The sequence below is a fragment of the Microbacterium sp. MMO-35 genome (genome assembly GCF_037147555.1).
Lineage (GTDB): Bacteria > Actinomycetota > Actinomycetes > Actinomycetales > Microbacteriaceae > Microbacterium.
Window position 1 is genome coordinate 187888 of record NZ_JBBCVH010000002.1, and the last position, 16743, is coordinate 204630.

Here is a 16743-nt window from a genome sequence, read left to right on the forward strand (position 1 = left end):
GACCCTGTGACCACGCCGCGCCGCCTCCTGCTCGTCAACGGGCCGAACCTCAACCTGCTGGGCCGGCGCGAGCCCGGGATCTACGGATCCGCGACGCTCGCCGACGTCGAGCGGATCGCCGCGGACGCGGCGGCCGCGTACGGCTATGAGATCCGGGCGGTGCAGAGCAACCACGAGGGCGTCCTGCTCGATGCGATCCACGCTGCGGCGGACGACTGCGCCGGCATCGTCATCAACGCGGGGGCCTATACGCACACCTCGGTCGCGCTGCGCGATGCGCTCACCGGCGTCGCGCTGCCGTTCGCCGAGGTGCACATCTCCGACGTCTACGCGCGCGAGGAGTTCCGGCACCACTCCTATCTCACCGACGTCGCCGCGGTGCACGTGGTGGGGGAGGGCGTGCAGGGCTACGCCACCGCGACGCGCCGGCTGATCCTGCTGATCGCGGGCCAGGCCGACGGCTGACACCACGGTGCCCTTCTGGCCTCCCATCGGCCCTTCGGTGGGCATCCCGTAAGATGGGACGTCGGCCGATCGGCCGCGCAGACTTCAGGAACGGACTTCTCAGACCCATGGCATCCACCGCAGACATCAAGAACGGCGTCGTCCTCTCCATCGACGGCCAGCTCTGGAACGTCATCGAGTTCCAGCACGTGAAGCCGGGCAAGGGCGGCGCGTTCGTGCGCACCAAGCTGAAGAACGTCGTCAGCGGCAAGGTGGTCGACCGCACCTACAACGCCGGCGCCAAGATCGACATCGAGAACGTCGACCGCCGCGACTTCACCTACCTGTACACCGATGGGGACAACTTCGTCTTCATGGACCAGGAAGACTACGACCAGATCAACGTCGCCGCCGCGACCGTGGGCGACGCCAAGAACTTCATGCTGGAGAACCAGTCGGTGCAGATCGCACTGAACAACGGCAACCCGCTCTACATCGAGCTGCCGGCCTCCGTCGTCCTCGAGGTCACCTACACCGAGCCCGGCCTGCAGGGCGACCGCTCCTCGGCGGGCACCAAGCCCGCGACCCTCGAGACCGGCTACGAGATCCAGGTGCCGCTGTTCCTGGAGACCGGCACCAAGGTCAAGGTCGACACTCGCACGGGCGGCTACCTCGGCCGCATCAACGACTGACGCGTGGGCGCTCGGACCAAGGCGCGCAAGCGCGCCCTCGACATCCTCTTCTCCGCGGACGTGCGCGGTGACGACCTCGCGGTGACCCTGGCGGCCGAGGCCAAGCGCGCGGCGGCCGAGCCCGCCCGCGAGGGATCCTGGCTGTACGGCCGCGAGATCGTGGACGGGATCATCGACCACCGCGACGAGATCGACGAGCAGATCACCACGCACAGCCGCGACTGGAAGCTCGAGCGGATGCCGGCCGTGGACCGTGCGCTGCTGCGCATCGGCGTGTGGGAGATCCTGCACAACGACGAGGTGCCCACCGCCGTCGCGATCGACGAGGCCGTGGAGCTCGCGAAGGAGTTCTCCACCGACGAGTCCGGCGCGTTCGTGCACGGCGTGCTCGCGCGCGTCGCCCGTTCCGCCTGACCGGTCGCGCGACGTCCTCCCTCTTCGGGCGTGTCCTTTCTTCTTCGGGGCGCAGGAACCGGGTATTCCGGTCCTGCGCCCCGAAGCGTCTCCGGACGTTCCGAGGACGGGACTGCGGTGTCCGTAGCCCGCGCCAGGATGGGTCATCATGAGTTCCGCTGACGCCGACGACTGGCGCGTCCTGCTGCCCTCCGCCGCCGCACGCGGAGTTCCTCTGGCGCTCGGCGTCGAGCTGCGCCGCCGCGACAGGGCGGACTCCCGGCACTGGGGATCGCGCCCGCTGCGGACGGCGACCGCGCGCGATCTGGCGAGGGATCCGGGCGAGCTGTTCCTCGCCGTCCGCCCGCTGCGCCGCAATGACGCCGACGACGCCTGGGTGCAATCCGACGCCGACTGGGACGCGGTGCGCCGCCCCGGGACGCGGTACGCCCCCGCGCACTCGCGCTGGTTCGCCGACCTGCTCAGCATCTCCCGGGACTCCCTGCTCTCCGGCACGGCGGGCGACTGGCTGCTGCTGGATCCGGTGGCCTCTCCGCTGCTGTGGCCGCACCTGGGCTCGGCGGCGGACGTCGGCATCCCGATGGTGCCCACCGAGCGCGGCACCCGGCTGCGCTGGGCGGACGATGTCCGCATCGCGGTGGACCTGGCCGCCTCCCGGGGCGGTGGGCTGACCGTCGTCGCGTCGACGGTGGTCGACGGCGAAACGCTCGAGGGAGCGACGACCCGTCCCATCGGCTCCGGCGGCGTCTACGCCCACAGGGTCCTCGGCGCCGACATCGAGCTCGTGCTGGCACCGACGGCGCTCACGGACAGCACCCGCGCACTGCTCGCGTCCTCGGACGGCGTGAGCGTGGCGCCCGTCGACCGGGCGGTGTTCTTCCGGGAGGCGTACCCGCTGCTGCGACGCGGTGCGGACGTCCGCGCGGGCGCCGGAGTGAGCCTGCCGGAGCCGCCGCGCCCGGTGCCGATGCTCATGCTCGACTTCCGCCCCGCCGATGTCGTGGCGTACGAACTGTGCTGGGACTATCCCGGCTACCGGCGCTTCCCCCTGGACGAGAGGGCCGCGGAGTCCGCGGTCCGCGACGGCGCCGCGGAGGCGCAGCGCCGTCCGGCGGTGATCGCGGATTGGACGGCGATCACCAGCCTGCCGTTCGCGCTCAGCGGCACACTCGGCGATGCCGACGCCGCCGAGTTCGTCGCGGTGTTCGCCCCCGCGCTGGAGGAGTGCGGGATCGTCGTCGAGCGCTCGGGCGTTCCCCGCGCCTATCCCGAGCTCACCGGCGACCCCGCGATCACCGTCAACGTCGTGGAGAGCACCGACCCCGATTGGCTCGACCTCGGCTTCGTGGTGCGCATCGACGGGCGCAGCATCCCGTTCGAGCCGCTGTTCCGTGCCCTCGCGCTGCGCCAGGGCAAGCTCAAGCTCGTCGACAACACCTGGTTCTCCCTGCGGCACCCGGCGTTCGACCGGCTCAAGGAGCTCCTCGACGAGGCCGCCGAGCTCACCGAATGGGAGGCGGGGCCGCGGATCCCGCGCACCCGGCTCGCGCTGTGGGAGGACTTCGAGGATCTCGCGGACGAGACGGCGTCGGCCCAGGGCTGGCGGGCGGCGGTGCAGACTCTGCGCGCCGATCCCGGCAGCGACCCCGTCCCGCTCCCGGCCGGCATCGGGGCAGAGCTCCGGCCCTATCAGCACGAAGGCTTCACGCGCCTCGCCCGGCTCTGGCAGCACCGGCTGGGCGGGATCCTCGCCGACGACATGGGGCTCGGCAAGACGGTGCAGCTGCTGTCGCTCATCGCGCACGCCCGCGAGGAGGACGTCACGGGCGGCGACCGGGATGCGCCGTGGCTGGTGGTCGCGCCGACCTCGGTGCTGCCGGTGTGGCGGCGCGAGGCGGAACGCTTCGCCCCGGGCCTGAAGGTCGTCGTCGCCGACCGCACCAGGGATGCCGCGGGCGTCGGCCTGGCGCCGCTCGTCGCCGGCGCAGACGTCGTGATCACGTCGTACACGCTGCTCCGCATCGATGCGGAGGAGTTCGCGGGGCAGCGCTGGGCCGGGGTGGTGCTGGACGAGGCGCAGCATGTGAAGAACCCCGCCACGAAGCAGCACCAGGCGGTGGCGGCCCTCGACGCCCGGGCCGTGTACGCGGCCACCGGCACGCCGCTGGAGAACGGCCTGGCGGAGCTCTGGGCGATCCTGAGCCTCACGTCGCCGGGGCTGTTCCCCTCCGCCCGGAAGTTCCGCGAGGACTTCATCCAGCCGATCGAACAGGGCAAGGTGCCGGAGAACGCCGAGGGTGCGCCCTACCGGCGCGCACGCATCGCGTTGCTGCGCCGGCGGATCCGGCCGTTGCTCATCCGCCGCACCAAGGAGCTGGTGGCGCCCGAACTGCCCGAGCGCCAGGAGCAGGTGCTTCGCGTGGAGCTGAGCCCTGCGCACCGTCACCGCTACGACACCGTGCTGCAGCGCGAGCGGCAGAAGATCCTCGGCCTGCTGCCCGATCTCGATCGGCAGCGGTTCATCGTCTTCCGCTCGCTCACGATGCTGCGGATGCTGAGCCTCGCGCCGGTGCTCATCGATCCGGACGACACCGGGGTCGCCTCGCGCAAGCTCGAGGAGCTCGCGGAGCGGCTCATCGAGCTGCGGGCGGAGGGCCATCGCGCCCTCGTCTTCAGCCAGTTCACCTCGTTCCTGGGGCTCGCCGCCGAGCGCCTGCGCCGTGCGGGGCTGCGGGTCTCCTACCTGGACGGATCCACGCGCGACCGCGACCGCGTGGTGCAGGAGTTCCGCGACGGCGATCAGGATGCGTTCCTGCTCAGCCTCAAGGCCGGGGGCACCGGGCTCACCCTCACCGAGGCCGACTACGTGTTCCTGCTGGATCCCTGGTGGAACCCGGCGGCCGAGGCGCAGGCGGCCGATCGCGCGCATCGGATCGGCCAGATCCATCCGGTCTTCATCTACCGGATGATCGCAGCGGACACGATCGAGGAGAAGGTGCTCGCCCTGCAGCAGCGCAAGGCGCGGCTGTTCTCCGCCGTCCTCGACGACGAGGACCTGTTCGCGCAGCAGCTCACGGCCGACGACATCCGCGAGCTGCTGAGCTGAATACGCTCCTTCACTGCGATCCCGGTTAAGCACGGTCCGTCTCCAGGTCGCTCGCGAGCCTCCCCGGTAGGATCGACAGGTCCACACAGGAGGAGAAGCATGCGGATCACGGGACTCGGACACGCCGGGATGTTCATCGAGACGGCCGGCGGGAACATCATCTGCGACCCCGTGCTCGGTCCGTCGTTCTACGGATCCTGGTTCCCGTTCCCGGACAACCGCGGTCTCGACTGGGAGCGTCTCGGGCGGGAGGCGGACTTCCTCTACGTGTCGCACCGGCACCGCGACCACTTCGATCCGCGCCTGCTGGAGCGCTACATCCGCAAGGACATCGAGGTGCTGCTGCCGGAGTACCCGACGGACGACCTCGAGCGGGATCTCCGCGCGCTCGGGTACGACAACATCACGTACGCGCCGGCGGGGGAGATCATCGAACGCGGCGAGCTGAAGATCATGATCACGCCGCTGCGCGCCCCCAGCGACGGACCGATCGGGGACTCCTCGCTGAGCGTCGACGACGGCTCCGGCTCGGTGCTGAACCAGAACGACTCCCACCCGCTCGACCTCGAGAGCCTGCTGAAGTTCGGCAAGCCGGACGCGTACTTCACCCAGGTCTCGGGCGCGATCTGGTGGCCCATGGTCTACGACCTGCCGCTGGACGCCAAGCAGAACTTCGCGCGCCTCAAGCGCGAGGCGCAGAACAAGCGCGCGATGTACTACATCGAGAAGGTCGACGCGCCCCACGTGTTCCCGATGGCGGGCCCGCCCATGTTCCTGCGCGACGAGCTGTTCGACTTCAACGGCACCGGTCGCAACGGCGAGTCGATCTTCACGGACCAGAAGCAGTTCCTCGCCCACATGCACGAGCTCGCGCCGCAGTACGACGGTCACCTGTTCGTGCCCGGGACGGTCGTGACCGTGGCGGATCGCACGGTCGCCTCCGTCGAGCAGACCCTGTACTCCGAGGAGGAGCTCCTCCACATCTTCGACGAGAAGTGGGACTACCTCGAGGAGCAGCGGGCGAGCCGTCAGCAGGAGCTGCGCGACGAGGAGGCCCGGCGGGCTCCGGTCCTCCCGCCCGAGGAGATGCTCGCGGCGATCAAGGAGTGGTGGGAGCCGCTGCTCAAGAAGTCGCGCACCATCCGCCTCGGCGTCGGCGGCAACGTGCGCTTCCGGATCGGCGACCTCGACATGGTGGTCGACTTCCCCCGGGCCAAGGTGCGCGAGTACGCGGGGGAGGAGTGCATCTACTGGTACACGATCCCTGCCGACCTGGTCTCGACGAACATCGCCGACCACGAGATCGACTGGTCCAACTCGATCTTCCTGTCGATGCAGTTCTCGGTGGGACGCAGCGGGAAGTTCAACGAGTTCCTCACGACGTTCCTCAAGTGCCTCTCGGTCGACCGCATCGAGTACGTCGAGAACTGGTATCAGGAGCAGACCGACCAGACCGAGGACGCCGAGATCGGCGACTGGGTCGTGCAGCGGCGCTGCCCGCATCTGCGCGCGGACCTCACCCGCACCGGCTCGGTCGACGAGGACGGCGTGCTCACCTGCAGCATGCACGACTGGAAGTGGGATCTGAAGACCGGCCGATGCCTGTCGACGAGCGGTCACCCGATCCGGTCGGCGAAGCTCGATCCCGTCACGGAGGCGGCGCTGAGCGAAGCCCCCTGAACGCGCGGGGTTCTGTACCACTCACGCGCCGAGCGGTACACTGGACGCATGGCCACCACACTCCCGCGCATCCAGGTGACGCAGACGCCCGAACTCGCCGCGGGACTCGAACTGGCCGCGAAGGAATGGCCGGGGGCGTCCCGGTCGGAGCTCGTCGCACGACTGGCTGAGGCGGGAAGCGAGACCCTGGCGGCCAAGCGCGCGGCACGGAGGGCCGAACGGCGCAAGGTCCTGGAAGAGACCCGCGGCAAGTATGCCTATCCGCCGGGCTACCTCGAAGAGCTCCGCAAGGACTGGCCCGAATGATCGTCGTCGACGCGAACGTCATCATCGCGTTCTGGACGCCCGACGACCCGCACGCCGATGAGTCGATGGAGATCCTCGATACCGAGGAGGATCTGGTGCTGCACCCCGTCACGTTGGCGGAAACGCTGGTGTGGCCGGTGCGAGAGGGGCGCGAGGACGAGGCGGTGCAGGACGTCGCCCGGTTGGGCGTGGAGCGCCACGCGCCTCTCCTGGACGAACCGGTTCGCGTGGCGAGGCTCTGTGCCGAGTCCCGGCTCAAGCTGCCGGATGCCTTTGTGCTCGCGACGACGGAAGAGCTGGGCGCCACACTGGCGACGTTCGACCAGCGTCTTGCCGACGTCGCTCGTGAGCGTGGTGTGCCCGTGCTCGGCGCCTGAGCAAACCAGGTAGACTCGGTTCATACTTCAGAAGCAACCTTTAACACCGTCCCGTGAGGCGGAGAAGGGAGCCGGTGGATGAGCGCACGCATCGTGCTGCAGGAAGCCGACATCAGGCGCGCCTTGACGCGCATCGCCCATGAGATCCTCGAGTCCAATCGAGGAGCGGAGGATCTGGTCCTCCTGGGCATCCCGACCCGCGGGGTCCCGCTCGCCGAGCGCCTCGCGCTGCTGATCACCGAGATCGCGCAGACCGCCGTCCCGGTCGGCTCGCTCGACGTGACGCTGTTCCGCGACGATCTCGCGAAGCATCCGACCCGGTCCCCGCACCGGACGGACATCCCCGCCGGCGGGATCGACGGCAAGACCGTCGTGCTCGTCGACGACGTGCTCTTCTCCGGACGCAGCATCCGCGCCGCGCTCGATGCGCTGCAGTCGATCGGGCGCCCGGCCGTGGTCCGGCTCGCGATCCTGGTCGACCGCGGGCACCGCGAGCTGCCGATCCGTCCCGACTTCGTCGGCAAGAACATCCCCTCGTCCCGCACCGAGCGGGTGAACGTGCGCCTGCGCGAGGACGACGGCGAGGAGTTCGTCTCGATCGAGGGAGGGGACGAATGAGGCACCTGCTCGACACGCGCACCCTGGCGCGTGAGGACGCCCTGCGGATCCTCGACATCGCCGAGGACATGGCGGACACGCAGTCGCGCGAGGTGAAGAAGCTGCCGACCTTGCGCGGCAAGACGGTCGTCAACCTCTTCTTCGAGGACTCGACCCGCACCCGCATCTCGTTCGAGGCCGCGGCCAAGCGCCTCTCGGCGGACGTCATCAACTTCGCCGCGAAGGGATCGAGCGTCTCCAAGGGCGAGAGCCTCAAGGACACCGCGCAGACCCTGCAGGCGATCGGCGCGGACGCGGTGGTCGTGCGCCACCCGGCATCCGGAGCACCGCGCACCCTGGCCACGAGCGGGTGGATCTCCGCGGGTGTCGTCAACGCCGGCGACGGGACCCACGAGCACCCCACCCAGGGCCTCCTCGACGCCTACACGATCCGAAAGCGCCGGTTCGGCGCGGACAGCCGCGGACGCGACCTCAGCGGCCTCCGGGTCGTCATCGTCGGCGACGTGCTGCATTCGCGCGTCGCCCGGTCGAACGTCTGGCTGCTCTCGACGCTCGGTGCGGAGGTGACCCTGGTGACGCCGCCCACGCTCATCCCGCAGGATGTGAGCTCCTGGCCCGTGCGCGTGCTGTACGACCTCGACACGGCGCTGGCCGAGGAGCCGGACGCGGTCATGATGCTGCGGATCCAGCTCGAGCGCATGCATGCCGCCTTCTTCCCCTCCGAGCGCGAGTACACGCGACGCTGGGGCCTGGACGCCGCCCGCCTGCGTCTCCTTCCCGACGATACGATCGTCATGCACCCCGGCCCGATGAACCGCGGTCTGGAGATCTCCTCCGAGGCCGCCGATTCCGCGCGCTCGACGGTGCTCGAACAGGTCGCCAACGGAGTCTCGGTGCGGATGGCCGCACTGTACATGCTGCTGGCCGGAGCCCCGGCGGGCCCTTCGACAGGCTCAGGGACCAGGACCGAGGACAACGAGATGAATCGAGGAGACCGATGACTGAGAGCCTGCTGTTCCGAGGCGCCAAGATCCTCGGCACCGATTCCGCGGACGTCCTCGTCCGGGACGGGCGCATCGCCGAGATCGGCTCCCGCGTCTCCTCCGCCGGAGCGCGCGTCATCGACGCCGACGGCCTGGTCGCCCTGCCCGGCCTCGTCGACCTGCACACGCACCTGCGCGAACCCGGCTACGAGGCCAGCGAGACCGTGCTCTCCGGCACCCGCGCCGCCGCGGCCGGCGGATTCACGGCCGTGTTCGCCATGCCGAACACGTCCCCGGTCGCCGACTCGGCCGGCGTCGTCGAGCAGGAGCTCGCCCTCGGCGAGGCCGCGGGCTACGCCACGGTTCAGCCGATCGGCGCCGTCACCGTCGGGCAGAAGGGGGAGCGGCTCGCCGAGCTCGGCGCCATGGCCTCCTCCCGCGCCCACGTGCGCGTCTTCAGCGACGACGGCTTCTGCGTGTGGGATCCGCTCATCATGCGCCGCGCACTCGAGTACGTGAAGGCGTTCGACGGAGTGATCGCCCAGCACGCCCAGGATCCGCGGCTCACTGAGGGGGCGCAGCTCAACGAGGGCGCCGTCTCCGCCGAGCTCGGCCTCGCCGGGTGGCCGGCGGTCGCCGAGGAGTCGATCATCGCCCGCGACATCCTGCTCGCGGAGCACGTCGGATCCCGGCTGCACGTCTGCCACCTGTCGACCGCGGGCTCGGTCGAGCTCATCCGCTGGGCGAAGAACCGCGGAGTCGCGGTCACCGCCGAGGTCACCCCGCACCACCTGCTGCTGACCGATGAGCTCGCCCGCGGCTACGACGCGCGGTTCAAGGTCAATCCGCCGCTGCGCACCCAGGAGGACGTCCTCGCGGTGCGCGAAGGCCTCGCCGACGGCACGATCGACATCGTCGCCACCGACCATGCGCCGCACCCGAGCGAGGCGAAGGCCTGCGAGTGGCAGGCGGCCGCGAACGGCATGGTCGGTCTCGAGTCCGCGCTGCGGGTCGTGCACCAGGCCATGGTCCAGACGGGACTGCTGGACTGGTCCGACGTCGCCCGCGTCATGAGCTCCGCCCCGGCGCGGATCGGATCCCTCGCCGGCCACGGCACGCCGATCGAGGTCGGGCAGCCGGCGGAGCTCACGCTCTACGACGCGGACGCGCAGGGCGTGTTCGCGGAGACGGATCTGCACGGTCAGAGCACGAACTCCCCGTATCTGGGCCGCGAGCTGCCGGGCTCGGTGCGCTGGACGGTCCACCGCGGGTACACGACGGTGGAGGACGGCGTCCTGGTGGAGCTCGGCTCGTGAACCAGCAGATCGCCGGCGCGGTGGTCCTCGGGGTCGCCGTGCTGCTCATCCTCGCCGGGGTCTGGGCGTGGCGCGCACGGCTGCGCCGCGACTCGGGACTCACGGCGCCGCTCGGCGTTCCCGAGCACGCCGAGGTGCAGGCGCGGTACGAGACGCTCTACGTGGCGACGACCAGGCACGACCAGTCCCTCGAACGGCTCGCCGTCCGGCCGCTCGTCTACCGCGCCCGCGGCGAGCTCACGATCACCGACCGCGGCGCCGCGCTGAGCCTGGACGGATCGCCCACGGTGTTCCTCGCCTCCGCGCGCATGATCGGCGCGGACCGGGCGACGGTCACGATCGATCGCGTGGTCGAGCCGGGCGGCCTCATCCGCCTCGCCTGGCGCACGGACGACGGCACCGTCGTCGACAGCTACCTCCGCATCACCGGCGACATCGGCAACACGGACGTCTCCGGCGCCGCCCTCGCCGACCTCCAGCGACTCATCAGCTCGCAGCGCCCCGACGCTGCCTCCGAGACAGGAGAATCCGCATGACCCTTTCCCACGATTCCGCCGTGCTCGTCCTCGAGGACGGCACGCGTCACGTCGGGCGCGCCTACGGCGCCCGCGGCACGACCCTGGGCGAGGTCGTCTTCGCGACCGGCATGTCCGGGTACCAGGAGACCCTCACCGACCCGTCCTACGCCGGCCAGATCGTCCTCCAGACGGCCCCGCACATCGGCAACACCGGCATGAACGACGAGGACCCCGAGTCCCGTCGCATCTGGGTCGCCGGCTACATCGTGCGCGACCCCTCGCGCGTCGTGTCGAACTGGCGGGCGAACGCCTCGCTCGACGACACCCTGGTGCGCGACGGCATCGTCGGCATCAGCGGCATCGACACCCGCGCGGTGACCCGCCACATCCGCTCCGCCGGATCCATGCGCGGCGGCATCTTCTCCGGGGCGGACGCCGCGCTGGACGCCGACGAGCAGCTGCGCCGCGTGACCGAGGCGCCGGAGATGGCCGGGCAGAACCTGTCCGCCCAGGTCTCCGTCGACGTGGCCGAGGTGACCCCGGCGACGGGGGAGCGGATCGGCAACCTCGCCGTGCTCGACCTCGGCGTCAAGCAGTCCACGCTCGACAACCTCGCCGCCCGCGGGTTCGACGTGCACGTGCTGCCGCAGTCCTCCACGTTCGCCGACATCGCCGCGATCGAGCCGGTCGCGGTGTTCTACTCGAACGGGCCGGGAGACCCGTCCGCATCCGACGCGCAGGTCGCGGTGCTCCGAGAGGTCCTCGATGCGGGCGTGCCGTACTTCGGGATCTGCTTCGGCAACCAGCTGTTCGGCCGCGCCCTGGGGCTCGGCACCTACAAGCTCACGTTCGGCCACCGCGGCATCAACCAGCCGGTGCTCGACAAGGCCACGGGCCGGGTCGAGATCACCGCGCACAACCACGGCTTTGCGGTCGAGGCGCCCATCGAGGGATCCTTCGACAGCCCGCACGGCTACGGCAAGGTCGAGGTCAGCCACGTCGGCCTCAACGACCAGGTCGTCGAAGGGCTCCGCGCCCTGGACATCCCGGCCTTCTCGGTGCAGTACCACCCGGAGGCCGCGGCCGGCCCGCACGACGCCAACTACCTCTTCGACCGTTTCCGCGACGTCGTCGTCGCCCACCTCGCAAAGAAGGACAGCAAGTAATGCCCAAGCGCGACGACATCCACTCCGTCCTCGTCATCGGATCCGGCCCGATCGTCATCGGTCAGGCCTGCGAGTTCGACTACTCCGGCACCCAGGCGTGCCGCGTCCTCCGCGAGGAGGGCGTCCGCGTCATCCTCGTGAACTCCAACCCGGCCACGATCATGACCGACCCGGACTTCGCGGACGCGACCTACATCGAGCCGATCACCCCCGAGGTCATCGAGACCATCATCGCCAAGGAGAAGCCGGACGCGATCCTGCCGACCCTCGGCGGCCAGACCGCCCTCAACGCCGCCATGGCGCTGCACGAGCAGGGGATCCTGGAGAAGTACGACGTCGAGCTCATCGGCGCGAAGGTCGACGCCATCCAGAAGGGCGAGGACCGCCAGATCTTCAAGCAGCTCGTGCTGGACGCCGGAGCCGACGTCGCCGCGTCCGTGATCTGCCACACGATGGACGAGCTCCTGGCCGGTGCCGAGAAGCTCGGCTATCCGCTGGTCGTGCGCCCGTCCTTCACGATGGGCGGTCTCGGATCCGGCTTCGCCTACGACGAGCAGGATCTGCGCCGCATCGGCGGCGCCGGCCTGCACGACTCGCCCACCACCGAGGTGCTCCTGGAGGAGTCGATCCTCGGCTGGAAGGAGTACGAGCTCGAGCTCATGCGGGACACCGCCGACAACACGGTCGTCGTCTGCTCGATCGAGAACGTGGACCCCGTCGGCGTGCACACCGGCGACTCGATCACGGTCGCCCCGGCGCTCACGCTCACCGACCGCGAGTACCAGAACCTCCGCGACATCGGCATCGACATCATCCGCGCGGTCGGCGTCGACACCGGCGGCTGCAACATCCAGTTCGCCGTGAACCCGGAGAACGGCCGTGTCATCGTCATCGAGATGAATCCCCGCGTGTCCCGCTCCTCGGCGCTGGCCTCGAAGGCGACCGGCTTCCCGATCGCCAAGCTCGCCGCGAAGCTCGCCCTCGGCTATCGTCTCGACGAGATCCCGAACGACATCACGGGTGTCACCCCGGCGAGCTTCGAGCCCACGCTCGACTACGTCGTGGTCAAGGCGCCGCGGTTCGCGTTCGAGAAGTTCCCGGCGGCGGACGCCACCCTGACCACGACCATGAAGTCGGTCGGCGAGGCCATGGCCATCGGGCGCAACTACACGACCGCGCTGCAGAAGGCGCTCCGGTCGCTGGAGAAGCGCGGATCCTCGTTCCACTGGGGTCAGGAGGACCGCAGCGTCGAGGAGCTCCTCGAGATCTCGAAGACGCCGACCGACGGACGGATCGTCGTGCTGCAGCAGGCGCTGCGCAAGGGCGCCACGATCGAGCAGGCCTTCGACGCGACCGCGATCGACCCCTGGTTCATCGACCAGATGGTGCTCATCAACGAGGTCGCCGAGCAGATCCGCACCGCACCCGAGCTCGACGCCGACACGATCCGGCTCGGCAAGGACCACGGCTTCTCCGATGCGCAGTTCGCCGAGCTCCGCGGCCTCACCGAGGCCGAGGTCCGGGGAGTGCGGCACGGACTGGGGATCCGCCCGGTCTACAAGACGGTCGACACGTGCGCGGGCGAGTTCCCGGCGCTCACGCCGTACCACTACTCGAGCTACGACAGCGAGACCGAGGTCACTCCCTCCGACCGCACGAAGGTCGTCATCATCGGGTCGGGTCCGAACCGCATCGGACAGGGCGTGGAGTTCGACTACTCCTGCGTGCACGCGTCCTTCGCGCTGTCCGACGCCGGGTTCGAGACGGTCATGGTCAACTGCAACCCGGAGACGGTCTCGACCGACTACGACACCTCCGACCGCCTCTACTTCGAGCCGCTCACGCTCGAGGACGTGCTCGAGGTGCTGCACGCCGAGGCGCAGTCGGGACAGATCCTCGGGGTCGTCTGCCAGCTCGGCGGACAGACGCCGCTGGGCCTCGCGAAGGGGATCGAGGCCGCGGGCTACACCGTGCTCGGCACGAGCCCCGAGGCGATCGACCTGGCCGAGGAGCGCGAGCTGTTCTCCCGTCTGCTCGACGACGCCGGTCTCGTGGCCCCGCGCAACGGCACCGCGATCGACGTGGAGGGCGCTGTCGCTGTCGCCGAGGAGATCGGCTACCCGGTGCTCGTGCGCCCCAGCTTCGTGCTCGGCGGCCGCGGCATGGAGATCGTCTACGACACCCCGGCGCTGCGCGACTACTTCGTGCGCACCGCGGACGAGGTCATCATCGAGGAGGGCAAGCCGCTGCTCGTGGACCGCTTCCTCGACGACGCGATCGAGATCGACGTGGACGCGCTGTACGACGGGATCGAGCTCTACATCGGCGGTGTCATGGAGCACCTCGAGGAGGCCGGCATCCACTCCGGCGACTCGAGCTGCACCCTGCCTCCGGTCTCGCTCGGTCGCACCGACATCGACCGCGTGCGCGAGGCCACCCTCGCGATCGCGGAGGGCGTCGGCGTGCGGGGACTGCTGAACGTGCAGTTCGCCATCAGCGCCGGAGTCCTCTACGTCATCGAGGCCAACCCGCGGGCGAGCCGCACGGTGCCCTTCGTCTCGAAGGCGCTGGGCATCCCGCTCGCGAAGGCGGCGAGCCGCATCCTGTCCGGCTCCACGATCGCCCAGCTCAAGGGCGAGGGCCTGCTGCCCGAGGAGGACGGATCCCGCGTGCCGCTGGGATCGCCCGTGTCGGTCAAGGAGGCCGTGCTGCCGTTCAAGCGGTTCCGCACCGCCGACGGTCGTATCGTCGACTCCGTGCTCGGCCCGGAGATGCGCTCCACCGGGGAGGTCATGGGCATCGACCGCGACTTCCCGACCGCCTTCGCGAAGAGCCAGGCGGCGGCCTACGGCGGCACGCCGACGTCGGGCACCGTGTTCATCTCGGTCGCGGACGCCGACAAGCGCGCCGTCATCCTGCCCGCGCACCGGCTGCACCAGCTCGGCTTCACCATCGTGGCGACCACGGGCACCGCGGAGATCCTCTCGCGAAACGGCATCCCGGTGACGGTCGTGGAGAAGTACAGCGAGACCCAGACGAACGGGGAGACGAACATCGTCGACCTGATCGATCAGGGAGCGATCGACATCATCGTGAACACGCCGTCCGGCGGCGCGGCGCGCGCCGACGGGTACGAGATCCGTGCGGCCGCGGTCGCCGCGGACAAGGCCCTGTTCACGACCATCGCGACGCTCGGCGCCGCGGTGAGCGGGATGGACGCCGCCGACAAGGGCTTCGAGGTGCGCAGCCTCCAGGAGTACGCCCAGGACCGTCTGGCCCGCGCGTGAACGAGGGCTTCGGTTCCCGGCTGCGCTCCGCGCTCGACCGCCACGGCCCCCTGTGCGTCGGGATCGACCCGCACGCGGCGCTCCTGGACTCCTGGGGGCTGCCGCAGAGCGCCGAGGGCGTCCGCGCCTTCGGACTCGCGGTCGTCGACGCCGCCGCCGGTCGGGTCGCGGCGATCAAGCCGCAGGTGGCCTTCTTCGAGAGGTTCGGATCCGCCGGGTTCGCCGCGCTGGAGGACGTGCTCGCGGCGGCCCGCTCCGCGGAACTCCTGACGATCGCGGACGCCAAGCGGGGCGACATCGGCACCACGATGGCCGGGTATGCGCAGGCCTGGCTGGAGCCGGGAGCGCCGCTGGAAGCGGATGCGCTGACGATCAGCCCGTACCTCGGCGGTGGCTCCCTGGCCGAGGCGATCACGCAGGCGCTTCCTGTCGGCAAGGGCGTGTTCGTCCTGGCCGCGACCAGCAACCCTGACGGCGCCTCGGTGCAGCAGGCGCGCACCGACGTGCCGGGGGAGACGGTGGCGCTGCGCGTCACCCGCGACGTGACGGCACTGGACGTGGCGGGGACGGCGCTCGGATCGGTCGGGCTGGTCGTCGGAGCGACGATCGACCGGTCGGCGTTCGCGCTCGACGACGACACACTGCGGACGGTGCCGCTGCTGGCCCCGGGATTCGGCGCGCAGGGCGCGACACCCGCGGATCTGCGTGCGAGATTCGGTACGCTGGCAGGTAACGTCCTGGCTTCCGAAAGCCGGAGCATCCTGTCCGCTGGTCCGGACGGGATCGCAGCGACGATCGAAGAGCGCGCCGCGCGCTACCAGGAGGTCATGGGTGGTTGAACCGGCAGGGCGCGTCGTGCCCGAGGTCGATCGCGTCGCCGCTGCTCGCCGAGCGGTCGAGCGCCGGCGCGCGCGGGCGTCGCTGAAGCGCGACCTGACCATGCGCGTGGTCGCCCCGCAGGACGTGATCGCGGCCGCCGCGGCGGATCCGCATTCCACCGCCGGATCGCTGCGTGTTCCGGACTTCCTCACCGCCCTGCCGGCGATCGGCGCAGGAAAGCGCGACCGCATCCTCGCCGACCTGCAGATCTCGCCGGTCAAGCGCCTCGGCGGCCTCGGCACCCGGCAGCAGCAGGCGCTGCGCACCTGGGTCGACGGACGGTTCCCGCTCCCCGCCCCGCGCGAGGGCCGCAGCAGACTGCTCGTGCTCGCGGGACCGACCGCCGTCGGCAAGGGCACCGTGGCGGCGCACATCCGGGAGAACCATCCCGAGATCCACCTCTCCGTGTCGGCGACGACCCGTGCGCCGCGCCCGGGGGAGCAGGAAGGCGTGCACTACTTCTTCGTCGACGACGCCGAGTTCGACCGGATGATCGCCGAGGGCGAGCTGCTCGAGCACGCGACCGTCCACAACAAGTTCCGCTACGGCACCCCGCGCAAGCCGATCGAGGCGGCGCTGGCCGAAGGCAAGACCGTGCTGCTCGAGATCGATCTCCAGGGCGCGCGTCAGGTCCGGGCCGCCGACCCCTCTGCGAATCTCGTCTTCCTGCTGCCGCCCTCCTGGGACGAACTGGTCCAGCGGCTCGTCGGCCGCGGCACGGAGGATGCCGAGGAGAGGACCCGCCGGCTGCGCACGGCGAAGGTCGAACTGGCCTCGCAGAGCGAGTTCGACCACCGGGTCGTGAACGAGGACGTCGCCACGGCCGCCCGCGAGGTCGTAGAATTGACCTCAGACTCTGTGCGCTGACGGGTCGCCGGGCTCCGAAGGGCACGGCAACCGGCCGAGCAGCACCCCGCAATCCTCTCCGCGACGCCACGTCGCCAGACTCAGGAGGTC

Annotated in this window: 15 protein-coding genes; all 15 read left to right on the forward strand. The window is 70.4% G+C overall.

Features of this window, described 5'->3' with window-relative positions:
• The first annotated feature begins 6 nt into the window (after nucleotides 1-6).
• Nucleotides 7-465, forward strand: a complete 459-nt coding sequence (aroQ, locus tag WFJ01_RS04190; protein ID WP_251439703.1) for a type II 3-dehydroquinate dehydratase — start codon at nucleotides 7-9, stop codon at nucleotides 463-465.
• Nucleotides 466-572: 107 nt separating this feature from the next.
• Complete coding sequence (gene efp, locus WFJ01_RS04195; RefSeq protein WP_251439705.1) at nucleotides 573-1136, forward strand: elongation factor P; 564 nt, start codon at nucleotides 573-575, stop codon at nucleotides 1134-1136.
• 3 nt (nucleotides 1137-1139) lie between these two features.
• Entirely contained in the window at nucleotides 1140-1550 is a 411-nt protein-coding gene (gene nusB, locus WFJ01_RS04200; protein ID WP_233309511.1) for a transcription antitermination factor NusB, read from the forward strand.
• Nucleotides 1551-1698: 148 nt separating this feature from the next.
• Nucleotides 1699-4656, forward strand: a complete 2958-nt coding sequence (locus WFJ01_RS04205; protein ID WP_336628307.1) for a DEAD/DEAH box helicase — start codon at nucleotides 1699-1701, stop codon at nucleotides 4654-4656.
• Nucleotides 4657-4755: 99 nt separating this feature from the next.
• Nucleotides 4756-6336 (forward strand): Rieske 2Fe-2S domain-containing protein, encoded by a 1581-nt coding sequence (locus tag WFJ01_RS04210; protein WP_251439707.1) that lies wholly within the window; start codon nucleotides 4756-4758, stop codon nucleotides 6334-6336.
• Nucleotides 6337-6384: 48 nt separating this feature from the next.
• A complete protein-coding gene (locus WFJ01_RS04215; RefSeq protein ID WP_251439708.1) occupies nucleotides 6385-6642 on the forward strand; it encodes a hypothetical protein in 258 nt (85 codons plus the stop codon).
• A complete protein-coding gene (locus WFJ01_RS04220) occupies nucleotides 6639-7019 on the forward strand; it encodes a type II toxin-antitoxin system VapC family toxin (RefSeq protein WP_336628308.1) in 381 nt (126 codons plus the stop codon). The genes WFJ01_RS04215 and WFJ01_RS04220 overlap by 4 nt, the downstream gene beginning before the upstream one ends.
• Nucleotides 7020-7097: 78 nt before the next feature.
• Nucleotides 7098-7637 (forward strand): bifunctional pyr operon transcriptional regulator/uracil phosphoribosyltransferase PyrR, encoded by a 540-nt coding sequence (gene pyrR / locus WFJ01_RS04225; protein ID WP_251439710.1) that lies wholly within the window; start codon nucleotides 7098-7100, stop codon nucleotides 7635-7637.
• A complete protein-coding gene (locus tag WFJ01_RS04230) occupies nucleotides 7634-8638 on the forward strand; it encodes an aspartate carbamoyltransferase catalytic subunit (RefSeq protein ID WP_251439716.1) in 1005 nt (334 codons plus the stop codon). The genes pyrR and WFJ01_RS04230 overlap by 4 nt, the downstream gene beginning before the upstream one ends.
• Complete coding sequence (locus tag WFJ01_RS04235; protein WP_336628309.1) at nucleotides 8635-9936, forward strand: dihydroorotase; 1302 nt, start codon at nucleotides 8635-8637, stop codon at nucleotides 9934-9936. The genes WFJ01_RS04230 and WFJ01_RS04235 overlap by 4 nt, the downstream gene beginning before the upstream one ends.
• On the forward strand, nucleotides 9933-10472 hold the full coding sequence (locus tag WFJ01_RS04240; RefSeq protein WP_251439720.1) for a PH-like domain-containing protein: 540 nt from the start codon (nucleotides 9933-9935) through the stop codon (nucleotides 10470-10472). The genes WFJ01_RS04235 and WFJ01_RS04240 overlap by 4 nt, the downstream gene beginning before the upstream one ends.
• Nucleotides 10469-11620: a glutamine-hydrolyzing carbamoyl-phosphate synthase small subunit gene (gene carA, locus WFJ01_RS04245; RefSeq protein WP_336628310.1), complete on the forward strand. Its 1152-nt coding sequence runs from the start codon at nucleotides 10469-10471 to the stop codon at nucleotides 11618-11620. Before WFJ01_RS04240 ends, carA begins: the two co-directional genes overlap by 4 nt.
• Nucleotides 11620-14907, forward strand: a complete 3288-nt coding sequence (gene carB / locus WFJ01_RS04250; RefSeq protein WP_336628311.1) for a carbamoyl-phosphate synthase large subunit — start codon at nucleotides 11620-11622, stop codon at nucleotides 14905-14907. The genes carA and carB overlap by 1 nt, the downstream gene beginning before the upstream one ends.
• Nucleotides 14904-15746, forward strand: coding sequence for an orotidine-5'-phosphate decarboxylase (gene pyrF / locus WFJ01_RS04255; RefSeq protein ID WP_336628312.1), 843 nt, complete (start codon nucleotides 14904-14906; stop codon nucleotides 15744-15746). The genes carB and pyrF overlap by 4 nt, the downstream gene beginning before the upstream one ends.
• On the forward strand, nucleotides 15739-16653 hold the full coding sequence (gmk, locus tag WFJ01_RS04260; RefSeq protein ID WP_251439733.1) for a guanylate kinase: 915 nt from the start codon (nucleotides 15739-15741) through the stop codon (nucleotides 16651-16653). The genes pyrF and gmk overlap by 8 nt, the downstream gene beginning before the upstream one ends.
• Nucleotides 16654-16743: the final 90 nt, after the last annotated feature.

What these genes read in the sequence shown, in the direction of transcription:
- carB (WP_336628311.1), top strand. Translation starts at nt 11,620, where the DNA reads ATGCCCAAGCGCGACGACATCCACTCCGTCCTCGTCATCGGATCCGGC.
- carA (WP_336628310.1), top strand. Translation starts at nt 10,469, where the DNA reads ATGACCCTTTCCCACGATTCCGCCGTGCTCGTCCTCGAGGACGGCACG.
- WFJ01_RS04235 (WP_336628309.1), top strand. Translation starts at nt 8,635, where the DNA reads ATGACTGAGAGCCTGCTGTTCCGAGGCGCCAAGATCCTCGGCACCGAT.
- WFJ01_RS04230 (WP_251439716.1), top strand. Translation starts at nt 7,634, where the DNA reads ATGAGGCACCTGCTCGACACGCGCACCCTGGCGCGTGAGGACGCCCTG.
- efp (WP_251439705.1), top strand. Translation starts at nt 573, where the DNA reads ATGGCATCCACCGCAGACATCAAGAACGGCGTCGTCCTCTCCATCGAC.
- WFJ01_RS04205 (WP_336628307.1), top strand. Translation starts at nt 1,699, where the DNA reads ATGAGTTCCGCTGACGCCGACGACTGGCGCGTCCTGCTGCCCTCCGCC.
- WFJ01_RS04220 (WP_336628308.1), top strand. Translation starts at nt 6,639, where the DNA reads ATGATCGTCGTCGACGCGAACGTCATCATCGCGTTCTGGACGCCCGAC.
- WFJ01_RS04210 (WP_251439707.1), top strand. Translation starts at nt 4,756, where the DNA reads ATGCGGATCACGGGACTCGGACACGCCGGGATGTTCATCGAGACGGCC.
- pyrR (WP_251439710.1), top strand. Translation starts at nt 7,098, where the DNA reads ATGAGCGCACGCATCGTGCTGCAGGAAGCCGACATCAGGCGCGCCTTG.
- WFJ01_RS04215 (WP_251439708.1), top strand. Translation starts at nt 6,385, where the DNA reads ATGGCCACCACACTCCCGCGCATCCAGGTGACGCAGACGCCCGAACTC.